General features: G+C 69.1%; 13 protein-coding genes and 1 pseudogene. 6 read left to right on the plus strand and 8 right to left on the minus strand.

The annotated features are described in order from the left end of the window. Positions 1-25: 25 nt before the first annotated feature. The 3 genes and pseudogenes from QBL21_RS12595 to QBL21_RS12605 all read left to right on the plus strand — a co-directional run. Positions 26-1,531 (plus strand): annotated as a pseudogene (locus tag QBL21_RS12595) (RICIN domain-containing protein); the annotation flags it as partial. A 393-nt stretch (positions 1,532-1,924) separates the two neighbouring features. Then, positions 1,925-3,046, plus strand: coding sequence for a BNR-4 repeat-containing protein (locus QBL21_RS12600; protein WP_407562238.1), 1,122 nt, complete (start codon positions 1,925-1,927; stop codon positions 3,044-3,046). A 390-nt stretch (positions 3,047-3,436) separates the two neighbouring features. Next, the gene (locus tag QBL21_RS12605; protein ID WP_407562239.1) at positions 3,437-4,648 is read left to right on the plus strand and encodes a glycoside hydrolase family 5 protein; all 1,212 of its coding nucleotides are present in this window, start codon (positions 3,437-3,439) and stop codon (positions 4,646-4,648) included. 181 nt (positions 4,649-4,829) lie between these two features. On the opposite strand, the gene QBL21_RS12610 is transcribed toward QBL21_RS12605, so the two are convergent. Together QBL21_RS12610 and QBL21_RS12615 are read right to left on the minus strand one after the other, a co-directional pair. Beyond that, positions 4,830-7,565 (minus strand): Tat pathway signal sequence domain protein, encoded by a 2,736-nt coding sequence (locus QBL21_RS12610; protein ID WP_407562240.1) that lies wholly within the window; start codon positions 7,563-7,565, stop codon positions 4,830-4,832. Positions 7,566-7,717: 152 nt separating this feature from the next. After that, positions 7,718-9,616, minus strand: a complete 1,899-nt coding sequence (locus QBL21_RS12615) for a hypothetical protein (RefSeq protein ID WP_407562241.1) — start codon at positions 9,614-9,616, stop codon at positions 7,718-7,720. Positions 9,617-10,049: 433 nt separating this feature from the next. On the opposite strand from QBL21_RS12615, the gene QBL21_RS12620 reads away from it, so the two are divergent. Continuing rightward, positions 10,050-11,132 (plus strand): LacI family DNA-binding transcriptional regulator, encoded by a 1,083-nt coding sequence (locus QBL21_RS12620; protein WP_407562242.1) that lies wholly within the window; start codon positions 10,050-10,052, stop codon positions 11,130-11,132. Between the two features lie 124 nt (positions 11,133-11,256). Further along, positions 11,257-11,433: a hypothetical protein gene (locus tag QBL21_RS12625; protein WP_407562243.1), complete on the plus strand. Its 177-nt coding sequence runs from the start codon at positions 11,257-11,259 to the stop codon at positions 11,431-11,433. Positions 11,434-11,436: 3 nt separating this feature from the next. Here QBL21_RS12625 and QBL21_RS12630 read toward each other — a convergent pair whose 3' ends face one another. The 5 genes from QBL21_RS12630 to QBL21_RS12650 all read right to left on the minus strand — a co-directional run bounded on the left by QBL21_RS12630 (position 11,437) and on the right by QBL21_RS12650 (position 19,076). Continuing rightward, a complete protein-coding gene (locus QBL21_RS12630; protein ID WP_407562244.1) occupies positions 11,437-13,416 on the minus strand; it encodes a DUF2264 domain-containing protein in 1,980 nt (659 codons plus the stop codon). Between the two features lie 468 nt (positions 13,417-13,884). Beyond that, positions 13,885-15,906, minus strand: a complete 2,022-nt coding sequence (locus QBL21_RS12635) for an aldo/keto reductase (protein WP_407562245.1) — start codon at positions 15,904-15,906, stop codon at positions 13,885-13,887. Positions 15,907-15,942: 36 nt separating this feature from the next. Next, entirely contained in the window at positions 15,943-16,779 is an 837-nt protein-coding gene (locus tag QBL21_RS12640) for a carbohydrate ABC transporter permease (protein WP_407562246.1), read from the minus strand. Next, positions 16,769-17,788, minus strand: coding sequence for a carbohydrate ABC transporter permease (locus tag QBL21_RS12645; RefSeq protein WP_407562247.1), 1,020 nt, complete (start codon positions 17,786-17,788; stop codon positions 16,769-16,771). The genes QBL21_RS12640 and QBL21_RS12645 overlap by 11 nt, the downstream gene beginning before the upstream one ends. Position 17,789: 1 nt before the next feature. Beyond that, positions 17,790-19,076: an ABC transporter substrate-binding protein gene (locus QBL21_RS12650; RefSeq protein ID WP_407562248.1), complete on the minus strand. Its 1,287-nt coding sequence runs from the start codon at positions 19,074-19,076 to the stop codon at positions 17,790-17,792. Positions 19,077-19,444: 368 nt separating this feature from the next. On the opposite strand from QBL21_RS12650, the gene QBL21_RS12655 reads away from it, so the two are divergent. Continuing rightward, positions 19,445-22,519 carry a glycoside hydrolase family 2 TIM barrel-domain containing protein gene (locus QBL21_RS12655; protein WP_407562249.1) on the plus strand — a complete coding sequence of 1,025 codons (3,075 nt, stop codon included), beginning with the start codon at positions 19,445-19,447 and terminating at the stop codon, positions 22,517-22,519. 30 nt (positions 22,520-22,549) lie between these two features. On the opposite strand, the gene QBL21_RS12660 is transcribed toward QBL21_RS12655, so the two are convergent. Next, positions 22,550-23,560, minus strand: a complete 1,011-nt coding sequence (locus QBL21_RS12660; protein WP_407562250.1) for a LacI family DNA-binding transcriptional regulator — start codon at positions 23,558-23,560, stop codon at positions 22,550-22,552. Between the last annotated feature and the right edge of the window lie 37 nt (positions 23,561-23,597).

Consider the following 23,597-nt stretch of genomic DNA (forward strand, 5'->3'; position numbering starts at 1 on the left):
TTCGCGACCACATGGGACGGGCCCGATGACACAGCCATTCCACGCACCGACCACACCGCGACGTCCGTTCGGACGCCGCACCGCATTCGCCGTCGTCGGCGCTCTGATCGCGAGCTGCATCACAGCGGTCGCGGGGCCGTCTGCGAACGCGACCGTGATCGATCCGGAGGCGTATTACCAGATCGTGTCGCGACACAGCGGAAAAGCGGTCGGCGTCGCCGACCAGTCGACCGCCGACGGCGCGGTCGTCCAGCAGCGGACCCGCGCCGACCAGGCCGGCCAGCAGTTCCAGTTCGCCGACGCCGGCAGCGGCTACCACAAGCTCCGGGCCCGGCACAGCGGCAAGGTGGTGGACGTCGCCTCGGCGTCCACGGCCAACGGTGCGAACGTCGTCCAGTGGACCGACAACGGCGGCACCAACCAGCAGTTCCGAGTCGTGGATACCGGCAGCGGATACGTCAAGCTCATCAACCGCAACAGCGGCAAGGCGCTGGACGTCTGGGAGCAGTCCACGGCCGACGGCGCGCGGATCTCCCAGTACGCCGACACGGGCGCCGCCAATCAGCAGTGGCAGCTCGTCCGGGTCGACGCGGCACCGATCCCGACGTACGCCGGCTACCTGTTCACCCACTTCACCGGCGAGAGCACTTCCGCCGGCGAGCAGGTCTACTTCGCGCTCAGCGAGGGCAACGACCCGACCCGGTGGCGCCGGCTCAACGACGGGCAGCCCGTGCTGACCTCGACCGCGGGTACCCGCGGTGTGCGCGACCCGTTCATCATCCGCTCGCCGCAGGGCGACAAGTTCTATCAGATCGCCACCGACCTGCGAATGTACGGCAACGGCGACTGGGACCAGGTCCAGCGGACGGGCAGCAAGTCCATCGTGGTCTGGGAGTCGACCGACCTGGTGAACTGGAGCGCGCCGCGCCTGGCACACGTCTCACCGGATACAGCCGGCAACACGTGGGCCCCGGAGGCGTACTACGACACGGAACTCGGCCACTACGTCGTTTTCTGGGCGTCGAAGCTGTACTCCGCCGGCGATCCGAACCACACCGGCAACACCTACAACCGGATGATGTACGCCACGACATCCGACTTCCGGACCTTCAGCGCCGCACAGGTCTGGGTCGACAAGGGCTACTCGACGATCGACTCGACAGTCATCAATCACAACAGCACCTACTACCGCTTCACGAAGGACGAGCGGAGCTCGTCGCAGACCGCGTGCGGCAAGTTCGTCCTCGCGGAGAAGTCGACGACCATGCTCAACCGCAACTACTCGTTCGTCGCCGACTGCCTCGGGAACAACGCGATCAGCCACGGCGAGGGTCCGCTGGTCTTCAAATCGAACACCGACGAGCGCTGGTACATGTTCATCGACGAGTACGGAGGACGGGGCTACGTCCCGTTCACGACCACCCACCTGGACACCCGGCAATGGTCACCCGTCTCCGCCTATACCATGCCCGGCCGGCCGCGCCACGGCACCGTCCTGCCCATCACCCAGGCCGAGTACGACCGGCTACTGCAGCACTGGGGCTGAGCCGTCCTGTGGTGAAGCCGCCAGACTGCTGGCGTCGGGCAGCGGCCGGTGCATCGGCAGAGGCGGTGCGCAGGATTTCGGCCGGGAGAACCAGAGGCGTCACGGACCCTGCACTCGAACAGTCCGGCGGGCTCAGCCGCCCTCCGGAACCACTACTCACAGAATGAGGACCAGATGGTGAATTCCCCACCCAAGCACCCCGCACGTCGCGCGGTACTGGGCGGACTCGCCTCGGCCGCAGGGGCGTTCGCTGTGGCAGCGGCGACTCCCGCGGCACAAGCCGCCGGCGCCCGCACCGGGGCTTCCGCGGCAGCTCTCCCGGCCACCCACACGTTGGCTCCCAGCGGTGCATGGTGCTGGTTCGGAGACCCTCGGGCGGTGCACCACCGCGGCCGGCACCGGCGCACCTTCGTCGGGTACATCACCTCGTCCGGCGACATCAGGGTGACGCAGTACGATCACGACAGCGGCACGTCCGTGACCTCCACGCTCGACACCGGCTTTCAGATAGACGACCACAACACCCCGTCGATCCTCATCCGCCACACGGGACATGTGGTGGTGTTCTGGTCCGGACACCAGGGCCCTTCCATGTACTACCGGCGGTCCGTGGCGCTCGAGGACGTCAGTCAAGGCTGGGAGAGAACCAAGGAGATCCCCACCAACACGGAGGGCGGCACCGGCTACACCTACCCGAACCCGGTGGAGCTCTCCGCGGAGAACAACAAGCTGTACCTCTTCTGGCGGGGCGGCAACTACAACCCGACCTGGTCGACCACGACCGGCGGGGACCAGTGGACCGATGCATCCACTCTCGTTTCGGTCCCCGGGCAGCGGCCCTACATGAAGGTGGCGTCGAACGACGTCGACACCATCCACTTCGCCTTCACCGAGGCCCATCCGAGAAACCTCAACACCAGCATCTACCACATGTACTACCGGGCCGGCTCGCTCTACCGGTCGGACGGCAGCCGGATCGGACCCCTGTCCGCTGCGGTGACACCCGCCCAGGCCACGAAGGTCTACGACGCCGACTCGGGCGGCGGGAAGTCTTGGGTACACGACATCGCCATCAACGGCCAGGGCCGCCCCGTCATCACCTTCGCGCGGTTCCCCACGGACACAGACCACCGGTACCACTACGCGCAGTGGAACGGCACCGCTTGGGAGGACCGGCAACTGACCGCCGCCGGCGGCACGATCGCCGAAAAGCCCGGCGAGATCAACTACTCCGGTGGCATCACGCTCGATCACACCAACCCGTCCGTAGTCCTCCTCTCACGCCGGATCGGGTCCGTGAACGAGATCGAGCGCTGGACGACGACGGGCGACGCAACGACGTGGGAGAGGGAGGCCATCACCGCAAACTCCACAGTCACTCAGGTCCGGCCCATCACCCCACGTGGCCTGGGCTCCGGGGAGCGACTGGGCATCCTGTGGATGGCAGGGCGCTATCCGAGCTACACCGAGTATCAGACGCACATCCGGGCGACGTCGTAGACGGCGGTCGCGGCACCGATGCCTGCCGGCGGCCCTTGGGGCCTTCTTGACACCCGTTGCACCCAGGGTCGGTCTCATCAACCGGCGCAGCCCGTACGTTGGCCCGCCCGGCAAGCCGGTTGTCATGGCCGCGGCGTGACTCTATTCTCGTGTCAAAGAAATGGACTTGGTTCGTCGAATACTCGATCGAAGCGCTTCGATTCAATTCGACGAGCGCCGGAAGACGGGACGGGCCGGAGCCCGTCCACCGTGCCACGTGCCAGCAGAGTGCCAAGTCACCCGAGTTCTCAGCACCACCCGGTAGTGACGCCGAGCTGACATGGCCACGCCCGCTCAGCGTCAGTGAATCCACTTGGTCGGCACTTCAGGACCGGGAGAGAGGAAACGTCAATGGCTGCAAAAACAATGAAGATCAAGGCCGTCCTCATTGCCATCATACTGGCGGTGGCCGCATCCGTAAGCGGCGGCTCGGCGAACCAGGCATCTGCCGACACGGCCGCTCAGTCGGATGCTTCGCAGATTGTTGCCGATATGGGCGCCGGCTGGAACCTGGGGAACCAGCTCGAAGCAACCATCAATGGGTATCCCAGTGAAACGGCATGGGGCAATCCGACGGTAACTCAGGCTCTCATCGACAAGGTGCAGGCGGCAGGATTCAAAACCATCCGGATTCCAGTCTCCTACCTGCGCAACATAGGGCCTGGCCCAAATTACACGATCAACTCCTCCTGGCTGGACAGAGTCCAGGAAGTCGTCGACTACGCCTACAACCGAGGCATGTATGTGGTGATCAACATGCACGGCGACGGCTACAAGACGATCGACGGCTCCTGGCTGATCTGTGACTCGTCCTCTCAGGCGGAGATCAAGGGCAAGTACCAGAAGGTATGGCAACAGATCGCGTCGAAGTTCCAGAGCTACGACCAGCACCTGATCCTGGAATCCATGAACGAAGAGTTCGACGGCCAATACGGTCAACCGACCCAACCGTGCTACTCAAACATCAACGACTACAACCAGATCTTCGTGGACACGGTGCGGAAGACCGGCGGCAACAACAGCTCACGGTGGTTGCTCATCCCCGGCTGGAACACAAACATCGACTACACCGCGGGCAACTACGGCTTCGCCCTTCCGACCGACGAGTATCGATCCCCTTCCATTCCCAGCGATGAGCAGAGGATCATGATCTCCGTGCACTACTACGATCCGTGGGACTTCACCGGAGAGGAAAGCGGCACCATCACGCAGTGGGGCCCGGCCGCGACCAACCCGTCAAAGACATCCACCTGGGGGCAGGAGGACTATCTTGACGCGCAGTTGAAGAAGATGTATGACGGATTCGTCACGAAAGGATTTCCGGTAGTCATCGGTGAATACGGAGCGATCGACAAGTCGTCGTTCGACTCTGCGAACAACAAATACCGTGCTGACTTTGCGTACACCATGGCGGCCACAGCCAAGAAATACGGACAAGTCAGCGTCTACTGGGACAACGGTGTAAACGGACAGTACGGGTTCGGTATGTTCGATCGACGTTCTCACACCGTGACCCAACAGGGCATCCTCAGTGCCATCATGAGCGGCGTTGGCGGCGGTTGACAGCCATCCGGGCCTGCCGCCCGGGGACGCCGCCGCATCGAACTGCGATGACCAGGACTGGATCCTCGCCCAACCGCGCCTGGGTCGCGGTGGAGGTACCCCAGGTGCGGAAGCCGAGGTCGAGACCCGTCATTCCACACCTCACCTTCGTCGGCTTGATAAGAAAGGCAATGCGGGCGAGCTAATCGAGGTGCTCGCCGACGAGGGCGAGGCACTGGATGGCCGCCAGGCCGAACTGCGCGGTCGCGTTCGCGGAGAACCCCGCCTCGTCGACGGGGTTGAGCACGGCTGGCCCTTCGATGCGCTCCGACGTGAACGAGTGGTCCTCGGGGTAGCCCGCGTGCCCGGTCCGGATCTCCTTCCAGGCACGCTGCGCGAGTGCCTCGTCCTCCAACTGCTTCGCCGCGTACGCGGTGGCACGCGCGTATGCCTGCCGCAGGTTGAGGCTGCCCCAGCCGGCTCCGGTGGCTTCGCGCTGCTCCTCTTCCGTGGCGTTGTAGAGCCGGCAGAAAGACACCCACGCGGCCTTCACCTCGGGCTCGTCGACCAGGCCGATCAGCTCGGTCATGATCTCCATCAGCCCGAAGACGGAGCCCAGCGATCCCACCGCGACGATCTTCTCGGCCGGTCCCGTGAACGTGCCGTCGGCCAGGTTGTAGGTGACGTTTCCGCCCTGGACCCAGCCGTTCGGCAGGGCGGCGACCGTCCTGGCACCGTTGATCAGCTTGGTGTGGGCGATCGGATCGCCGCCCCGCTCCCACTCGGCGAGCCACGCCCCCGCGAGCGCGCCCCAGTCCGTGGTGATGCCGACCGGGAGCGCCTCGGGGCGGGGGTCGTACGGGCCGTCCTCGCGTATCTTGCGGATCGGGTCGAGGACGAGGAAGCTCCGGTCGGAGTCGAGCAGTTCGTGCATCAGGTCGCCGGCGCGTTCGTCCGCGGTGAGGAAGTAGTGGAACCGGCGGTATCCGGCGTTGCTGATCCGGACCTGCTTGGCGCTGTCGGCCCAGTGCATGACCCCGTGCCGGGTGCCCAGGCCCCGGTATCTGCCGAGGTGGTAGACGTCGACCTCGCCGGTGTGGCGGGTCATCGCCTCGGCGAAGCGGAACGCCCGCGCGTCGCCGGTGCGCAGGTAGTGGTACCACAGCCACAGGTCCGTGGAGAGCTCGGAGTTGTCCCAGGCGTAGCCCCCGACGTCGTACCGCCACACGTGCCGGTCCGCGTCGTAGGTGTGCATGATGTCGCCGTAATCCCAGAAGCCGTACCAGGAGCGCTGGTCGACCTGCTCCCGGTGGAAGCGGTGCACGGCGTCGAGCTTGTCCTCCAGCTCCGCCTTCGCCGGCGTCGAGCGGTCGGCCGGTGCCCAGGATCCGAACACCCCCGCGGCATGGTTGTGCTCGGGGTTCGAAGCCAGCAGGGGCGGGGTCGCGTTCGCCGCGGCGAGCGCGGTGAAGCGCTCGGCCGTGGGCGTCGCCTCCAGTGCCCAGAAGGTCATCTCGGTGGTGCGCGCCACGCCGTACGGGGTGCCGAAGCCCGGCTCGTAGTCCTCGTAGGTGATCTCCAGGCCCTCCAGTTGCTCCGGGTAGGTGTCCTGCCCGAGGCCGTCGTGGTAAAAGCGCAGGTCCATCGCCTCCGCTCGTGGTGACCACATCCACACGGCTGCCTGCGCCTCGTCGCCGGAGGCTCCGGTGATCTCCAGCTCGGTCGGGTGCAGTTGCCAGAAGTTGCGCATGCCGAAGGCCAGGCCGCCGGAGGGCGAGCCGACATAGGCCAGCCCTCTCGACCGCCCGCCGCCGTCGGCCCGGACCCACGAGCGGCCCGGCCCGGTGCGCTTGTGGATCTCGAAGCCGTGGGCGTTGAGCTGACGCAGGCTGTAGTCGCCGAAGGCGGGGATGTAGCGCAGGCGGGAGGTGACCCGTGCGTCCCAGGTGGCCGGGTCGGGCGTCGCCCGTCCTTCGCACTGGGCCCTCCTGACCTCCTCTCCCGGATCGCGGCGCAACCCCGTGATTCCACGTACCGCCTCGGCGAGCACGCCGTCGCCCTCGCCGGCGAAACGGACGTGTCGGTCGTGCAGCGCTCCGCGCATCGGCACGGTGAACTGCACGCCGAGGCCGTTGATGAAGTCCCTGCCCTCGTTCCCGTCGAAGAGGAAGGTGTGCACTACGCGGATGGCGTCCGAGCCTGCGTACAGGTAGAACCGCACCACGAAGGGGAGCCAGGCGTGCCGCCCCTTCCGGTGCTTGCCCTCGACCTTGATCACCGCGCGTACGGGGCCGTCCTGCTCGACGTGTACCGACTCGACGACGCCCGTGAACGACTCGGTCCTGACGACCGCTGCGCCGTCGGTGGCCGGCTTGTCCTGGCGGGAGGCGACCAGGCGGCCGCTCTTCGCGACGATCGTGCCACCGCGCCGGACGGACGTGACGACCTGCTCGCCCGTGCGCCCGAAGGCCACCTCGATCACGCCGGTGTTCACGGTGGTCTCTGCGCCGCGGGTCCGTACGGTCAGGGGGGTGTCGGGCGCAGCCGGCGAGCCGGACCGCAGCCCATACCCGGCGGCACGCGGCGCGGCTCCGCTGATCGCATGGGCCGTCCACTTCACCGAACCGTCCGGCCACCGGCCGGTGGGCCAGCTCTGCACGGGGACTTGCTCGCCCGAGTCGGTGGCGAGCAAGAACTCCTGATCGGGCGCGAAGGAGCCGCGGGGCCACGGCACTCCCCAGGTCGTGCCCGCGGCGAGCTCCGCCGGAGCGTCGCCCTCGAGCCACCGCAAGTCGACGGGGTCGTGACCGGTCAGCTCGGGGAGCGCCGCCTGGCGGGCGGGCTCGCCGTGGGCACGGCTGCCCGCGGAGGCCAGCACGGCGGCGGCCGTCGCGCCGGCGGACGAGGCCAGCACTGCACGTCGACTGATGTGGACCACGGTGGTCAACTCCTTGGAGTACGCAGATGGAAAGCGCTTCCCGTCGGGCGGCAGCCAACGCCGTGGCAGGAGTGTGCCGGGAGGTATGGGGGTTACGGAGCACCGCGGGCCGCCGCGGGCCGCCGCGTACGCGCCCGCCCGCGGTCGGTCGCCTACTGGCCGGAGCCGCTGCCGGCGTACCTGATGTCGGGCTGCGGGGGCTGCTCCATGCCCGCGCCGAGGAAGTAGTCGACGTGGTGGGACTGCATGTAGCCCTTGACGGTCATGTCGTTGCGGTAGGCAGGGTTGTGCGCCAGCGTGTACAGCCGGATGCCGGTCGGGCGATCGGTGGTGAAGACGAGCAGCTCGTTGGAGTTCCCGTTGGGTAGGACGACCTCCTCGCGCCAGTCGCCGTGGATGTCACCGATGATGCCGGGCTGGCTGCGGGGCCCGACGGTCCCGCCGTAGTCCTGGGCCTGCTCCAGGCGCGGCAGGCTGTTGGTGGGGGTCGGGTTGTCCGGGTCCCACTTCTCGAACTTGCCGTCGTTGAACAGCTCCATGGTGATGTCGCCGTCCCACCACAGGCCCATCTGCGGCCACGGCCTCAGCGAGGTGTTGGGTTCGGTGAGCGCGTTGGACGGGGCGTTGTACAGGCCGGAGAAGGACCACACCTCCATGCCGGGGAAGCGCGGGTCGATGTCGCCGGCCATGCCGCGCCCCACGTCGCCCGGGCCGCCGCCGTGCTCCCAGAGGATCTCCCCGTCGGCGGCGTCGTAGTAGTACTCCAACAGGCCGCTGGCGTTGTCCTGCTGCACCCCGTAGCCCTCCAGGCCCGGCCGCGACGGGTCCATGTCGGCGATGTGGAAGCGGTCACCGTGGACGATGCCCTGGCCCCCCATGGAGTAGAGCAGCGAACCGTCACCGTCCAGGACGAACCCGATCTCGACGAACTCGTCGTCGCCGTCGCGGTCCACGTCGAGGCAGCGGCTGTTGTGCCCGTCGGGGTGGTTCCCGCTGCGCAGCCACTTCCACTGCATGTCGACGTTGCTGCCGTCGAAGCTCCAAGCGGTGACCATGAGGTTGAACCCGCCGTTGCCGATGCGGTTCTTCATGTAGGTGACCAGGCTCGGGGTCTCGCCGTCGAGATGGCAGGCGGCGAACCGAGCGTACATCGGGCCGTCCGAGATGTAGTCGGTCGGGACCGGGGCCGACGAGCGAAGTGCGCCGGTCCGGCCGTCGAGGACGGCGATGAACTGCTCGGTGTCGTTGTCGTGGCTGAAGGTCTCGCCGTCGCCGAAGGTGACGCCGCTGGCGATCCTGACCGCGACCTCTGAGAGGCCGTCGCTGTCGAAGTCGTAGACGGTGACGCCGTCGTTGTGGCCGACGTCGATGGTGGCCGATCCTCCTTCGATGTTGTTCTGGTCGGTGCTGTTGGGCCCCATGTCGACCTCCCACAGGAAGTCGCCTTCGCTCGAATAGGCTTCGATGCTCTGCGGGGAGGTCTGGCGGTCGATCACGTAGTCGTACTCGCCGTCGCCGGTGAGGTCGCCGACCCACACGAACTGGATCTGGCCGCCGTCGCGCAGCGGGACGCGGACCACCGGTTCGTCGGCGGCATTGGCGTCCAAGGTGAACTCGCCACTGGGCTCGCCCTCTTCGCCGTCGACCACGGGCGTGACCCGGTAGCCGTTGGACTGCGAGAGGTCGGCTCCGGAGTCGACGAAGTTGGTTCCATCGGTGAGGACGTCCTCGTTGATCTGGGACCAGTCGCCGCCGCCGGTGGAGCGGTAGACGTTGAAACCGATGCCCTCCGGGTCCAGGCCCAGCAGCCGCCAGGAGACCAGGACGTCACTCCCGCTGGAGCGCACGGCCACCACGCCGCGCCCGAGGTTCTCCATCGGGCGCGCGGCCGCCGCCGCAGTCGTGCCCTGGGCGGAGTCCGTGCCCCCGGTGCCGGGCGACGCGGCGCCCATCTGGGAGAGGCCGACGAGAAGGACCGTCGCCCCGGCCACCGCCGCCGTGGCCATGCCGACCCGGTGTAACCAGCTTCGACGCCTGTGCCTGTGCTCCATGAGAACTCCTCATGCTCGTATATGTGGGGGGTTGTTCGCACGGTTGAGCAGGGCGATCTGGTTCGTTCTGTGAGACTTCGCGTCTCCGAGCCGGGCGCCCATGGCCCGCGCCCGTCCTGTCGGCGATCGGATCTCGACGCACCGGCGGTGCCGCCGCGGGGGGCGGCCGTCATGCAAGGGGTACCTACACGTGTTGAACCGTTTACATGACGGGGATGCAAGCATGTTGTAGGAGGCACGTCAAGAGTGGAGTGTCCGGGAATACGGGTGTTGCTCACGCCTCCCACCGGTACCGCGGCTACGGGGCACCCCATCGTGACCCCGGCCGGCTCGGAGCGACCCGGCCCGTGCTTGACCTGGCACCCCGATCGCCTCATCATCGGCTTCAAACGGTTACCGAGCAGGCGACGAAACAGGAACGCAGGGAGGTCGGATGCCGCGTCGGGACGCGTCCGGCGACGGAAGATCCCGCCCCGCGACGATACGGGACGTGGCCAGACATGCCGGCGTCTCGGTCGCCACCGTCTCACGCATCCTCTCCGGTACGTACCCCAAGGCTCCTGCCACGCGCAGCAAGGTCATGCGAGCGGTGCGCGAACTCGACTACGTGGCCAACGCGCATGCCCGGGGACTCGCGGGTGTGCGGCCCAAGAGCGTGGCCATCGTGGTCAACTCCGTCATCTCTCCGCACTACGCACACGTGGCGCAGGGGGTGCACGAGGAGGCTGCGCGTGCGGGCCGGCTCTGCCTCGTCGGCACCACGGGCGGAGATCCCGAGCGGGAGCTGGCCGCGATCCGGTTGATGCGTGAAGAGCACGCCGAAGCGGTCATCCTGGTGGGGAACGTCAACCCCGACGACGCCTACCGCGAGCGCATGGCCGGCTACGCCCGCGCACTGGCCGTGGCCGGCTCGCAACTGGTGCTGTGCGGCCGCCCACCGCTGGGCCCCGACGTGCCGGCCATCGTGGTCGAGTACGACAACACCGGCGGTGCGTTCGCCGCTACGAGCCACCTGCTCTCGGCGGGCCACAAGCGCATCCTCTTCCTCGGACGGCGGGCCGGGTACACGACGCAGGAGAGCCGGGCCGCCGGTTACCGTGCCGCCCTGGCCGCCCACGGCGTACCGCACGATCCCCGACTGGAGGTCGACGGCACGATGGAGCGTCGCGAGGGCCACCGCATGATGCGCGAGCGGCTCGACGCGGGGCCACCGGACTTCACCGCCGTCTTCACCAGCAACGACCTGATCGCCGCCGGCGCTCGCGAGGCGCTGCGAGAACGCGGGCTGCGCATCCCCGAGGACGTGTCGATGGTCGGATTCGACGACCTCCCCCCGTCCGCCGACATCGCCCTCACCACCGTTCACATCCCGCACGAGGAGCTGGGGCGCACCGCCGTGCGGCTTGCGCTGAAGAACGAGACGCCCGGAGCTGCCGAGCACGTCCTGCTGGGCACGCACATCGTCGTCCGCGACTCGGTCCGTCCCCACGTGGGCGAAGTTTCGGCTCCGGACTAGAACGGTTCACCAAATGAGCCGGGCCCACGGCCATGTTCGCCGTGGATGCACTGAACCTGCCCCGGCCGTTCCCGCCGGACCTACTGGCCCGGCTGCGGGAGCTGCTCGACCTCGACCCGCGAGCGTGGCCGAGGATCTGCTCACCGACGGCTCCATCGTCTCGATCCACGCATCGCTCATCACTATCACCCGCGGCAGCCTCGCGGACACCGAGGCACTGGTGCGCGAGCCTCGACCGCTCGGCGTGACGCGGCCGCGCCGACTCCTGCGTCGGTTCAACCGGCAACCTGCGCGAAGCTGACAACTACCGATCAGCGGAGGCCGGTACGTCGGCCCGCACATGTTCGACCGTGCCGTCCGGGAAACGGATCTCGATGGTGCCGTCCGGTGCCTGACGGGCGCGGGTGCCGCTGCGCAGGGCGGGGGTGTCGTGGTGCACGTCCGGGTCGGCCGTGAGGATGACCAGGGTGACGAGCAGTCGCGTACCGCCGTAGTGCGGAGGCAGGGTGAGCACGGGCGTCGCCGAGTGGTCACCGTAGGCGTTGTGGCCGCGAGCGCGTACGACGGCGCCGGAGGCCGGGGTGCCGTCGTCCTCCCATCCGAGCAGGCCGACGAGAGCACTGGTCAGGCCGTCGCGGCGGCGGGCCAGCGCCCAGCCGGCGCCGGTCTCCGTGGCGGGCGGCGCGCTGTCGCAGGCCACCGCCCAGCCACCTTCGCGCACGGCGGTGCCGGACTCGGCCCGGAGGCGGTGCAGGCGCACCTCCCAGGGACCGTGCACCACGCTGACGGTGGTGATGCCGGGATCTGATCCGTTCTGCTCCCGCTCGACGGAGGTGTGCCAGGACGCCGCCTGTCGTCCGCGAACGTACAACGGCCGGATGCGGCCGCGGCGGGAGGCTCCCGACGCGGTCAGGAACGTGATCTGGTTGTCGGGACCGGACGGCCCGTCGTCCGGCGGGGTCTCCGGCGCGGCCGCGCCGGAGTACGCGAACCGGGTGTAGTGGGGGTTGTCCTCGGCGGCGGCGGGCGGCGGGGGCAGCCGGTCGCTGCCGTGGTTGACCAGCCGTACGATGCCGTCGGCACAGGTGGAGTGCAGGAGCCAGCCGGGTGCGGGCAGAGCCAGGCTGCGGTCGGCGGTGTCGACGGGGCCGGGCTCCTCGGTGGCCGTCCAGACCGGATGGTGGGCGGGCAGCAGCAGGCCGAGGAACGCCTTGCTCGCCCAGTACGGGGAGGCGGGTCCCGAGTAGCGCTGGGTGAGCGGGAGGTACGGCCGGTACCAGCCGAGGCTGAGCAGTCCGTCGGCGCCGGGCGCGCCGCGGTCGGCGAAGTGCTTCAGGGCACCGGAGGCCAGCCGGCGGGTGCGGCCGGGCGGCAGGGGGGTGGCGTCGGCCAGGGCGCCGGCCCAGAGCGGGGCGGTGGCAGCGTAGCGGTAGGTCAGCGACCGGCCCTGGTGGACGGGCGCGCCGTCGGAGCCGAAGAAGTACTGGTGAACGCCGAGGAACTCGCGCAGCCGGGCGCGGTGGGTGGCGATGAGACCGCGGTCGGCGCGAGGCCCCGCGATGCGGGCCCACAGCACGGGGTACAGGTGCATCGCCCAGGCGTTGTAGTAGTCGAACTTCCGCCCGTCGCCGTCGCTGTACCAGCCGCCGCCGCGGTACCAGTCGTCGATCCTGGCCAGGCCGGCGTCGATCTCGGCGCGGCTGTGCGGCGCGTCGACGGAGGCGAGGAACTCCTCCGCGACGACCTGGAAGAGGCGCCAGTTGGAGTCGTTGGCGGTGGCTCCCACGAATCCGCCCAGCCAGGCGGCGGCCCGCTGGCGTACGGCGTCGTCGAGGCGGTCCCACAGCCACGGGCGGGTCTCGTGCAGGGCGATGGCGATGGAGGCGGCTTCGACCATGGACTGGGCACCGTCGGTGATCGGCGGCCAGTGCTGCGGGTGGTCGGGATCGGTGCCGGCGGCCAGTCCGGTGGCGTAGCGGCCGATGAGGTCGCGGATGGCGGTGCTGCCGCGCCGGTCGGTCCCGCCGGCGCCGGCGATGCGGAAGGCCGCCAGGAGGAAGGATCGGGCGTAGCCCTCCAAGCCGTCGGACCAGGTGCCGGAGTGGCTGGGTCTGCCCGGGAGGCGGTACTGGGCCAGGCCGGGCGAGGCGTAGGGCAGGAGAGCGGCCAGAAGTGTGTCGGCCGCGCTCTCCCAGTGTGCCCTGGTGTAGCCGGTGAACGGGGATGTGCGGGGGTCGGCGGGCGGCGGGACGTTCGTGTCCGCCGGTGGTGGCGTGGCGGTCATGCCGGTGGTGTCCTCCGTGTTGTCTGCGTGCGGCCGGGCGGGGAGGGCCGACGCTGTTTCGTATGGCGATGGGGGTGCCGAGCACGTGGTACGTGCCGGGGGTCTCCCGCGGATCGCGCAGGGCGAGGGATACCGCGGCACGGCCCGGTCATGGCGCAGTCTGCGGCCCGTCCCAGGCCGCAGTCGACGACGTGGTCGGCCTCGGGCGGCAGGCCGTGCGCGGCCAGGGCGGCGCGGTATCCGGCGACGCTGGCGTCCATGGCGGTGTTGCCGGGCAGGCCGCCGAGGACCACGAGCCGGCGGTGCCCGGCGTGACGGGCGCCGACCGGCCGCGCGGCCGCACCGTTCGGGTCCCATGCCGCCTCAGTCAGACGACGGCAAGGTAGAACCGTTTACTGGACTGGGCCCGAGCACCGGGCCTTCTTGCGAGGCCGGTCACGTCACCCTCAAGCCACGAACCTGCTGCCGCTACTCCTCGCGCAGGTCCAGCCAGGCGACCTCCTGCGCGGAGAGCTGCACGCCCAGACCTGCGAGTGAGGTACGGGTCTCCGAGACCTGCCGGGGGCCGATCAGCGGGAAGACCGGGTACGGCTGGTGGAGCAGCCAGGCCAGGGCGATCGCCGTGGGGTGTACGCCGCGCTCGCGGGCGAGTTTGCGTGCCCGGTCCAGGCGTTCGAAGTTGTCGTCCGAGTAGAAGCAGCGCACCAGTTCCGCGTCGCTGGTGTCGTGGGGACTGGCCCGGCCGGTGAAGAACCCGCGCGCCTGGCTCGACCACGGGAACAGCGCCACCTCACGCTCGCGCAGCCAGTCCTGCGAGTCCGGGTCGCTGACGTGCAGGCAGCCCTCCCACGGCACGGCGTAGGCGCGGGCCAGGCTCAGGTGGTTGCTGAGTACGGTGAACGGCTGCCGCCCGTTCCGGCGCGCCCACGCGTTGGCCTCGTCGACCCGCTGCGGGCTCCAGTTGGAGCCGCCGTACACGCCGATCCGGCCGGCTCGGTGGTGCTCGTCGAGGACGTCCACGAACTCGCCCGCGGGAATGCCGGGGTTGTCGCGGTGCAGGAAGTAGACGTCGACGTGGTCGGTGCGCAGCCGCTCCAGGCTGGTCTCCAACTGGTGGCTGAGCGAGGCGGGGTCGCAGTGCGGCGTGTGCGCGCCCTTGCCTATGACCACGATGTCGTCGCGGACCCCGCGGTCCTCCATCCACCGGCCCAACTGCCGCTCCTGCCGTCCCCCGCCGTAGAGGTACGCGGTGTCGAAGGCGGTGCCACCGTGCTCGAAGAAGTCGTCGAAGACGACCGAGGCGTGGATCTGGTCCGGTTGGTTGTCGACGCCCATGACCAGATGTGAGATGTCCTTGTCCAGGCCGGGGATGCGGGCGTGGGTCATCGCCGCGCCGGCGCGGCGGGCGAGCGGCCGGCCGGAGGCGGTGGGCACGGGGGCGTCGTCGCGCTCGCTGTCGTAAGCCTGGCCGAGGGCCGCCCGCCAGGCGTCCTGGGCGGCGAGATTGCCGAGGGTGTCGGCCCAGCTCATCTGCGGGGCCTGGCGGTCGGCGAGATGCCTGGCGACGGTGTCGGCCTCCGCGGCGTAGATGTGCGCCGGCGGGATCCGGATCTCCTGCGGCTCCTCGCCCACCCGGTGCAGCACCAGGCTGGTGGGCTCGCCGTCCCCGCAGAACCAGGGGTCGGGTACGTCGAGGAAACCGCGGGAGCCGTAGATCCGGACCCGGTTCTCGTCGGCGAGCCGGATGCCGGTGGCGACCTGGGCGGTCAGCCCGCCGGCGAAGTGCAAGGTGGCCAGCGCCCACTCGTCCACACCTGTGCGGCCGACGGTTCCGGCGGCGGTGACGTGCTCCGGGTCGGCAAAGGACGCGCCCGTCGCGGCGCCGGCCAGCAGTCGGGCCATCGAGACCGGATAGCCGCCGACGTCCAGGATGCCGCCGCCGGCCAGGGCGTTGTCGAACAGCCGGTGCCCGGCGTCGAATCCGGGGCCGCCGAAGGAGAACTGCGCCTGGATGTGGTGGAGCTCGCCGACGGCTCCGTCCTCGACCAGCTCGACCAGCTTCGCGGTCTGCGGGGTGCAGCGGTACATGTACGCCTCCATCAGGAACACGTCGGCTCGTACCGCGGCCTCGATGACGGCGGTGGCCCAGGCCCTGCGTACCGCCATCGGCTTCTCGACCAGCACGTGCTTGCCGGCCTCGGCGGCACGCACCGCCCACTCGACGTGCTGCGGGTGGGGCGTGGCGACGTACACCGCATCGACGGTGTCGTCGTCCAGCAACTCCTGGTACGAGCCGTGCGCCCGCGGTGCGGCGAAGCGCTTGGCGAAGTCGTGGGCGGAGGCGGGGGAGCGGCTGCCGACGGCTGCCAGGGTGCCGGTGCGCGAGCGCGGCAACTGGCCGGCGAAGCGTGCGGCGATCCCGCCGGTGCCCAGGACCCCCCAGCCGACGGTGCCGGTCGCGGGGGGAGTCCGGTGCGTGCTGTCCTGCATGGAGCGAACACCTCTCTGTGAAGGGCTGAGCCGGCTTCAGAACTTCATCGCGCCTGCGCCCAGGTTGGCGATGAAGTGCCGTGCCCCGATCAGGAAGACCCCGATCAGCGGGATCACCGACATGAGCGCCCCCGTGATCACCATCGACTGGTCGGTGGTGTAGACGCCGTTCAGTTGCTGCACGGCCACCTGGAGCGTCACCTTGCCCGGGTCGGTCATCACGATCAGCGGCCAGAGGTAGTCGTTCCAGACGTGGAAGAAGGTGAAGATGCCTAGGAACGCCAGCCCCGGGCGCAGCACCGGCAGCCCCACCGTCCACCACTGGCGGAAGAACCCGGCCCCGTCCACCCGCGCCGCGTGGATCAGCTCGTCGGCGATCGCCCCCTGCGCGTACTGCCGCATCCAGAAGATCCCGAACGCGTTGGCCGCTCCGGGGATGATCAGTGCCTTGAGCGAGCCGACCCAGCCGAGCCAGGCCAGGGTGACGAACTGCGGCACCAGCGCAAGCTGCATCGGGATCATGAAGGTGGCCAGGACGATCCAGAACAGCACCCGCCGCCCGGGGAACTGGTACTTGGCGAAGGCGAAGGCCGCCAGCGAGTCGAAGAGCAGCACCAGGAACGTCACCGAGACGGCGGCCACGATGGTGAGACCCATGGAGCCCCAGAAGTCGATCCCGTCGAACACCTTGTTCATGTTCTCCCACAGGTGGGAGCCGGGGACCAGCTTGGGCGGGTAGGCGAAGATGTCCGCAGTGGTGTTCGACGCCATCACGAACATCCAGTAGAACGGGAAGATCGTGATGAGCACGCCGAACATCAGCATGACGTGGCCCAGGACCGTCCGTACTCGGGTGGCGGGTTCAGCGCGCACGGGACTTCCCCTTCCCCTTCGCCTTGGGGGTGCGGATCGCGTCCTCGTCGCGGCCGCCGATCAGCCGCCAGTTGATGATGGAGAACACCGCGATCAGGAGGAACAGCGCCCAGCCGATGGCCGCGCCGTATCCGAACCGGTTGAAGATGAACGCCTGCTGGTAGAGGTAGAGCACGATGGTGGTGGCCTCGCCGCCGGGCCCGCCGACGTTCCCGCTGTCGTCCGGGAACATCACCTGCGGCTCGGTGAACAGTTGCAGCCCGCCGATGGTGGAGGTGATGGCGACGAAAAGGATCACCGGGCGGAGCATCGGGATGGTGATCCGCAGGAACGTCTGGCGGCTGCTGGCGCCGTCGACCTTGGCCGCCTCGTACACGTCGCTGGAGATGGCCTGGAGACCGGCCAGACAGATGATGGTGTTGTAGCCGAGCCACCGCCAGACGGTGATCGCGGCGACGGAGATCTTCATCGCCCACGGGTCGGACAGCCAGCCGACCTCGCCGGCGCTGATCGCCCGTAGCGCGCTGTTGAGCAGCCCGGAGCTGTCGCTGAAGACCGAGCCGAGCACGATGGTCATCGCCACGATCGAGGTGACGTTCGGGACGAAGTAGGCCACCCGGTAGAACGCCTTGAACCGCACGCTGGTGTGCAGCGCGTAGGCGATGACCAGGGCCAGGAAGACCATCGGGACGGTGGCGAGGGCCCAGATGATCAGGGTGTTGGTGATCGACTTCCAGAAGTCGGAGTCGGTCACCAGGTACTCGTAGTTCTCCCAGCCGACCGACCGCATGTCCCCGATGCCGTCCCAGGACATGAAGGACAGGTAGATGGAGAAGGCGACCGGGAACACGCCGAAGACGGCGAAGAGGATGAAGAACGGGGACACCGCCGCGTACATCGGCCAGTAGCGGCGCCAGCCGGGCTGCGGCTTGGATCCGTCCGGCGGCGGCTTGACGCGGTTCCCGCGCAGCTTGCCCGCGCTCCCGCGCAGGGTCTCGGTGAGACTCATGTCAGAGCACCCCCTCGCGGGTCAGCTCGCGTTCGATGGCGTCCTGGGCGTCCTTCCAGGCCGCCTCGACGCTCTTGCCGGCGTCGATGTTGGCCATCTCGTCGAACATGACGGGGTCGATCATGCGGTCGTACGGGCTCCGATAGGCGGTCTTGACTTCTCGCGCCGACGGGGCGAACACCTCGATGGTGCGCTGCCCGCCGTAGAAGGGCTGCGGCTCGCGCATCTCCGGCATCTCGAAGGAGCGCGGCGAGGACGGGAACAGCGACATCTCCGTGAACGCCTTGACCTGGTTCTCCGGCGACTGTAGCCAGGAGATGAAGGCGAAGGCCGCCTCGGGGTTCTTGGAGTACTTCGTGATCGCCAGGAAGGAGCCGCCCTCATTGCCGGCACCGCCGGGCGGGGAGGTGACCCGCCACTTGCCCTCGGTGTCCGGAGCGGCCGCCTCCGGGAAGGCTTGGCCCCACCAACTCGCGCCGATGGAGACCGGCTGGCGCCCGCTGGTGACCGCGCCCTCCACGTCGTTGGAGCCGTCCAGCGCGCCGGCCGACAGGCCCTCCTTGGACACCCGGTAGCCCAGCTCGAAGATCTCCCGGACCTCGTCGCGGTCCCCGACGTACCGGCCGTCCTCGGTTATGTACCTGTCGCCGCCGAGCTGGCCCATCCGGACGTCCCAGATCTTCCTGAGGTGGGGGCAGATCACCGCCCGCTCCTGGGACTTCTGGAGCTCCTTGCCCAGGGCGATGAAGCCGTCCCAGTCCGGGGCCCGGGCGGCCAGCTCCTCCGGGTCGGTGGTGATCCCGGCCTCCTTGAGCAGGTCGGTGCGGTAGTACAGCCCGGTGGGGCCGGTGTCCATGGGGAACGCGATCATCCGGCCCTCGGGCGTGAGGCACTGGTTCCACTTCCAGTCCAGGTACGTGCTCTTCAGCTCGGCCGCACCGAAGTCGTTCAGGTCGACGAACATGTCCTGGTTGGTGAAGTAGGTGGCCACGTCGGCGTTGATGCCGATGATGTCCGGCACCATGGACTTGCCGGCGAGCGTGGTGCGCACCTTGGTGTTGTAGTTGCCGCCGACGTTGGTCCGGCTGACCCGGAAGCCCTCGGCGCCGGGTATGCCCTCGGCCTCGGCCCGGGCGACCAGTTCGTCGCTCACCGACCGGTCCCAGGTCCACATCGTGATCTCGTCCGAGCCGCCGAGCGAGCGCTGAGACCCGCAGCCCGCGAGCCCCAGCCCGCCGGCGGCGGCCCCGGCGCCGAGCGCCAGCAGCCTCCTTCGTGACATTGCCATGACGCGTGAACCACCTTCGCTGGGGTCGCGGCTCCCCTGGGATGGATGCGGGCCGTCGGCGCAGGGAGGTCCATCCGGCCACCGCAGATGCAGCGAGATTCGCGACGACTGATCGAACACCGAGCGCGTTCGACTACGAAAGATTTTGCGTGGCCCTGTTTGGCGCTGGTGGATAATAAGGACGCCCGAAGACCCCGTCAACACCGAGTGCGCCCGATGACGCGCATGTCGGCAGGCTGGGACGAGCATGCCGGGCCGTCTGGTCAAGTCGGCCGGAGCTGTCCACGCGCAAGGCCCGACCACATCGCCCTTGTTTGCGAAACCGAGCCGGGTGGCAACAGGAATCAACACGATCCATGGAGGATTCGATGGCGATCTCTCGGCATGGGGCACTCAACGGTGCGGGGGCGACGATCGGCGCCGCCGGCGTCCAGATGTCGGTACTCCAGCCGGTTCCGGCCGCAGCCGCGGGGAGAACCCGAGAACATGTCGTGGGCTTCACCGCGGGTTGGCGCTTCGCTCTGGTCAACACCACGGGTGCGGCGGCTGACCAGCCCGCGCCCGACGACCCGGGCTGGCGGGAGGTGAGCCTGCCGCACGACTGGAGCATCGGCCTGGATCCGGTGGCGGGGCCGCACACCCGTGACGTCAGCGGTTATCTGCCGGGCGGGCTGGCCTGGTACCGCAAGGAGTTCATTCTGCCGCTTACCGCGGCGGGCAGGCGTGTCTCGGTGGAGTTCGAGGGTGTGTACATGGACGCCGAGGTCTACTTCAACGGCAGGTTGTTGACGCACCACCCCTACGGCTACACCGGCTTCGCCGTCGACCTCACCGAGCACGCTCACGCCGACGGCGCCACGCCGAACGAAATGGCGGTCCGCGTGCGCAACCAGATACCCAGCAGCCGGTGGTTCTCCGGCAGCGGCATCTACCGCGACGCGCGGCTGGTGGTCACCGACCCGGTGCACGTCGTCCGCCACGGTGTTCACGTGACGACGCCCGGGCTGGCGGAGGCGTTCGCCGCGGGACACGCCCACATGAGGGTGGCCGTGACGGCGGTGAGTGCGGAGCGCGACACACACGCCGAGGCGGAGGTGACGCTGCGGGACGCGGCCGGCCGGGCGGTGGCGACGGAGTCCGCGCCGATGACGCTGCCGGCCGGCGAGCCGGCCTCCCTGGAGACGGACCTGCGCGTCGTCTCCCCGCGTCTGTGGTCGCTCACCGACCCGTACCTCTACTCGGTGGACGTGACGCTGCGCGCCCGCGGTCGGGTCGTCGACGCCACCCGCGTCCGGTGCGGCCTGCGGTGGTTCGCCCTCGATCCCGACCACGGCTTCTCCCTCAACGGCGAGGGGATGAAACTGCGTGGCGTCAACCTGCACCACGACTTGGGTGCACTGGGCGCGGAGTTCCACCGGGACGCCGCGGAGCGGCAGCTCCTGCTCATGCGGCGGATGGGTGTCAACGCGCTGCGCACCTCGCACAACCCGCCCGCACCGGGCGTGGTGGAGCTGTGCGAGGAACTGGGCATCGTGATGATCATCGAGGCTTTCGACTGCTGGCGCACCGGCAAGAACGAGCACGACTACGGCCGCTTCTTCGACGCGTACGCCGAGGCCGACATCGGCGAGATGGTGCATGCCGCGAAGAACTCTCCCGCGGTGGTGATGTGGTCCATCGGCAACGAAACGTACGACACCGGCACGGCGGAAGGGCCGGCGATCGTCGAACAGCTCATCGCCCACATCCGGGCCATCGACACCACGCGCCCGATCACCCTGGGCGCCTACCACTACCGGTCCGTACCGGCCGAAGGCTCACCTCCGGACCGAATCATGCGGCTGCTCGACGGCATGGGCCTGAACTACAACTCCGCCGCCTCGATCGACGCGCTGCACACGACGTACCCGGACAAGTTCCTCTACGAGGCCGAGTCGTCCTCCTCCACCTCCACCCGCGGCATGTACGACAACCCCGGGCAGCTCAACACCGGTGAGGACTACACACCCGGCCGGCGCGGCACCTCCTCCTACGACAACAACCTCGAATCATGGACCATGAGCGGCGAGTACGCACTGAAGAAGGACCGTGACCGGCCGTTCTTCGCCGGCCAGTTCCTGTGGACGGGACTCGACTACCTCGGCGAACCCACCCCGTTCTACGGCGTCTTCCCCGTCAAGTCGTCGTTCTTCGGCGCGGTCGACAGCGCCGGCTTCCCCAAGGACCAGTTCTACCTCTTCGCCAGCCAGTGGACGAGCAAACCCATGGTGCACCTGCTGCCCATGGACTGGACCACGCACCGGCCCGGCCAGACGGTCACGGTGTGGGCATACGCCAACGTCGAGACGGTTGAGCTCTTCCTCAACGGCCGGTCGCTGGGCGTGCGGCGCTTCGACCGCAAGACGACGGTGGAGGGCACTCCGTACCTGGAGACCACCGAGCCCACCGGCGACGACAAGACCGTGACCGGCGGCCCGTTCCCCGGTAGCTACACCAGCCCCAACGGCAGCGCCGGCAAACTGCACCTGACCTGGGAGGTGCCCTTCGAATCCGGCACGCTCATCGCGATCGCGCGCCGCGGCCGGGCCGAGGTCGCCCGCGACACCCTGCGCACCGCCGGCCCGCCCGCCGCACTGCGGCTGACCACCGAGCACGGTCGCGCGCTCACGTTCGTCACCATCGACGTCACCGATGCCGCGGGCGTCGTCGTCCCGGACGCCGCCCACCCGGTCACCGTCCAGGTCGCCGGACCGGGCCGGCTGGCCGGCATGGACAGCGGCCAGCAGGAGAGCGCCGTGAACTACCAGGCTCCCACCAGGCCCGTCTTCCACGGCAAGGTCCTGGCCATCGTCCAGCGGGCACCCCGCAACGGCAGGGTCACCCTCACCGCCACCGCCCCCGGCCTGCCACCCGCCACCCTCACCCTCGCGGGCTCCGACGGCGACGTGTGCGACACCCCTGCCGAGACACCCGCCGAACCCGCCGCTCCGGCCCCCGCCCCTGCCACCCCCACCGCGGACGCGAGCTTCTCCGGGTCCCCCGAGACCGTCCCCGCCGCGATGCTGGACGGGAAGGCCGACACCGCCTGGTCCAACCGCTACCAGCAAGAAGCCACCGGCCTGCTGCCCGAGATCAGCAAGGCGCACCCGACCGCCTGGGTCTCGCTTGCCTGGCCCCGCCCTCGCCGGCTGAACCGCGTCTCGGCCGCTTTCACCATCGACGACGCCCACGCCCTTCCCACCGCTCTCACCGTCAGCCGATGGACCGGCACCCGTTTCGTCCCCGTGGCCAACCCCCGGACAACCTGGCCCGTCGACACTGGCGATCCCGTCCTCATCACCTTCGCCCCGGTCCGCACCACCGCTCTGCGCCTCGACATGACCAGTGCCCACCCCGGCCAGGCCGACGGCTTCCTGCGCCTCGTGCACCTGACCGCCGGCTGACGATGTCGACGCCGCCGCGAAGGGGGAGGTCTAGGAGGGCGGAGCAGCCACCGACTCGCGCCAGATCACCTCGTTGAGCGGCTGCCGGGACGGCTCCAGTTCGAGGCCGTTGATCGCCTTGACCAGCCGCAGCATGGCATTTCGCCCCAGGCCTTCCAGATCGACGTGCACCGTGGTCAGCGACGGTGGGAGATACCGGCAGATCTCGTTGTTGTCCCAGCCGGTGACGCTGAGGTCACGGGGAACTTCGAGCCCAATGTCCTTGGCGCCGCGGATGACGCCGGCGGCGACGACGTCGTTGGCAGCGATGACGGCGGTGGGCATGTGCCCGGTCCGCAGCGTCCGCATGGCGGCAGCCCCCGAGTCGCCGGACCAGTCACCGTCGAAAACGCCGACCGACTCGAGCCCGAGCCTCCCCACGGCCTCCAGGTAGGCGGCCTTGCGGGCCCGTGCGGAAGCGAACTGCGCGTCCCCGGCCACGTGGAAGAAGCGTCGGTGGCCCAGCCCGGCAAGATACTCGATCATCTCGACCACCGGTGAGGCGTCGGTCAGTTCGCCGATGCCGCGCATGGCGTCGTCGAAGTCGGCCGAGACGACGATGGCCGCTCGCTCCGGGAGCCGGTCCTCAAGAGCCGGCTTGATCGGGGCCAGTGCCAGGATGCCCTCGACCTGCCCGGAGTCGGCCAGTTCCAGCGTGCGCTCGGCCCTGGCTTCGGCTCCGCCTTCCAGGCTGACGACCTCCACGGCGAACCCGGCTGCGTGCGCGGCCGCGGCCGCGCCGGCGAGCATACGCGCGGGGTTGTAGGCCATCCTCGGCATGACGAGCGCCAAGCGGCCGGTGCGGCGGGTGCGCATGGACCTGGCGACCAGGTTGGGTCGGTAGTCGAGCTCACGGACTGCGGCGTCGATGTGGGCGAGCGTTGCGGGCTTCAGCCCTTCTCTCGAACGCAGGTACCGGGAGACGGTCTGGTGAGAGACCCCGGCCAGGTGGGCGACCTCTTTGATGGTGGGGCGTCTGCCCGACGTTGAGCGCTCGGTCATGCGCAAGCTCCCTCTCATAGGCCCGCCGAGGGTCTTG

It is taken from the genome of Streptomyces sp. 184, from assembly GCF_045781775.1.
Taxonomy (GTDB): Bacteria; Actinomycetota; Actinomycetes; order Streptomycetales; family Streptomycetaceae; genus Streptomyces.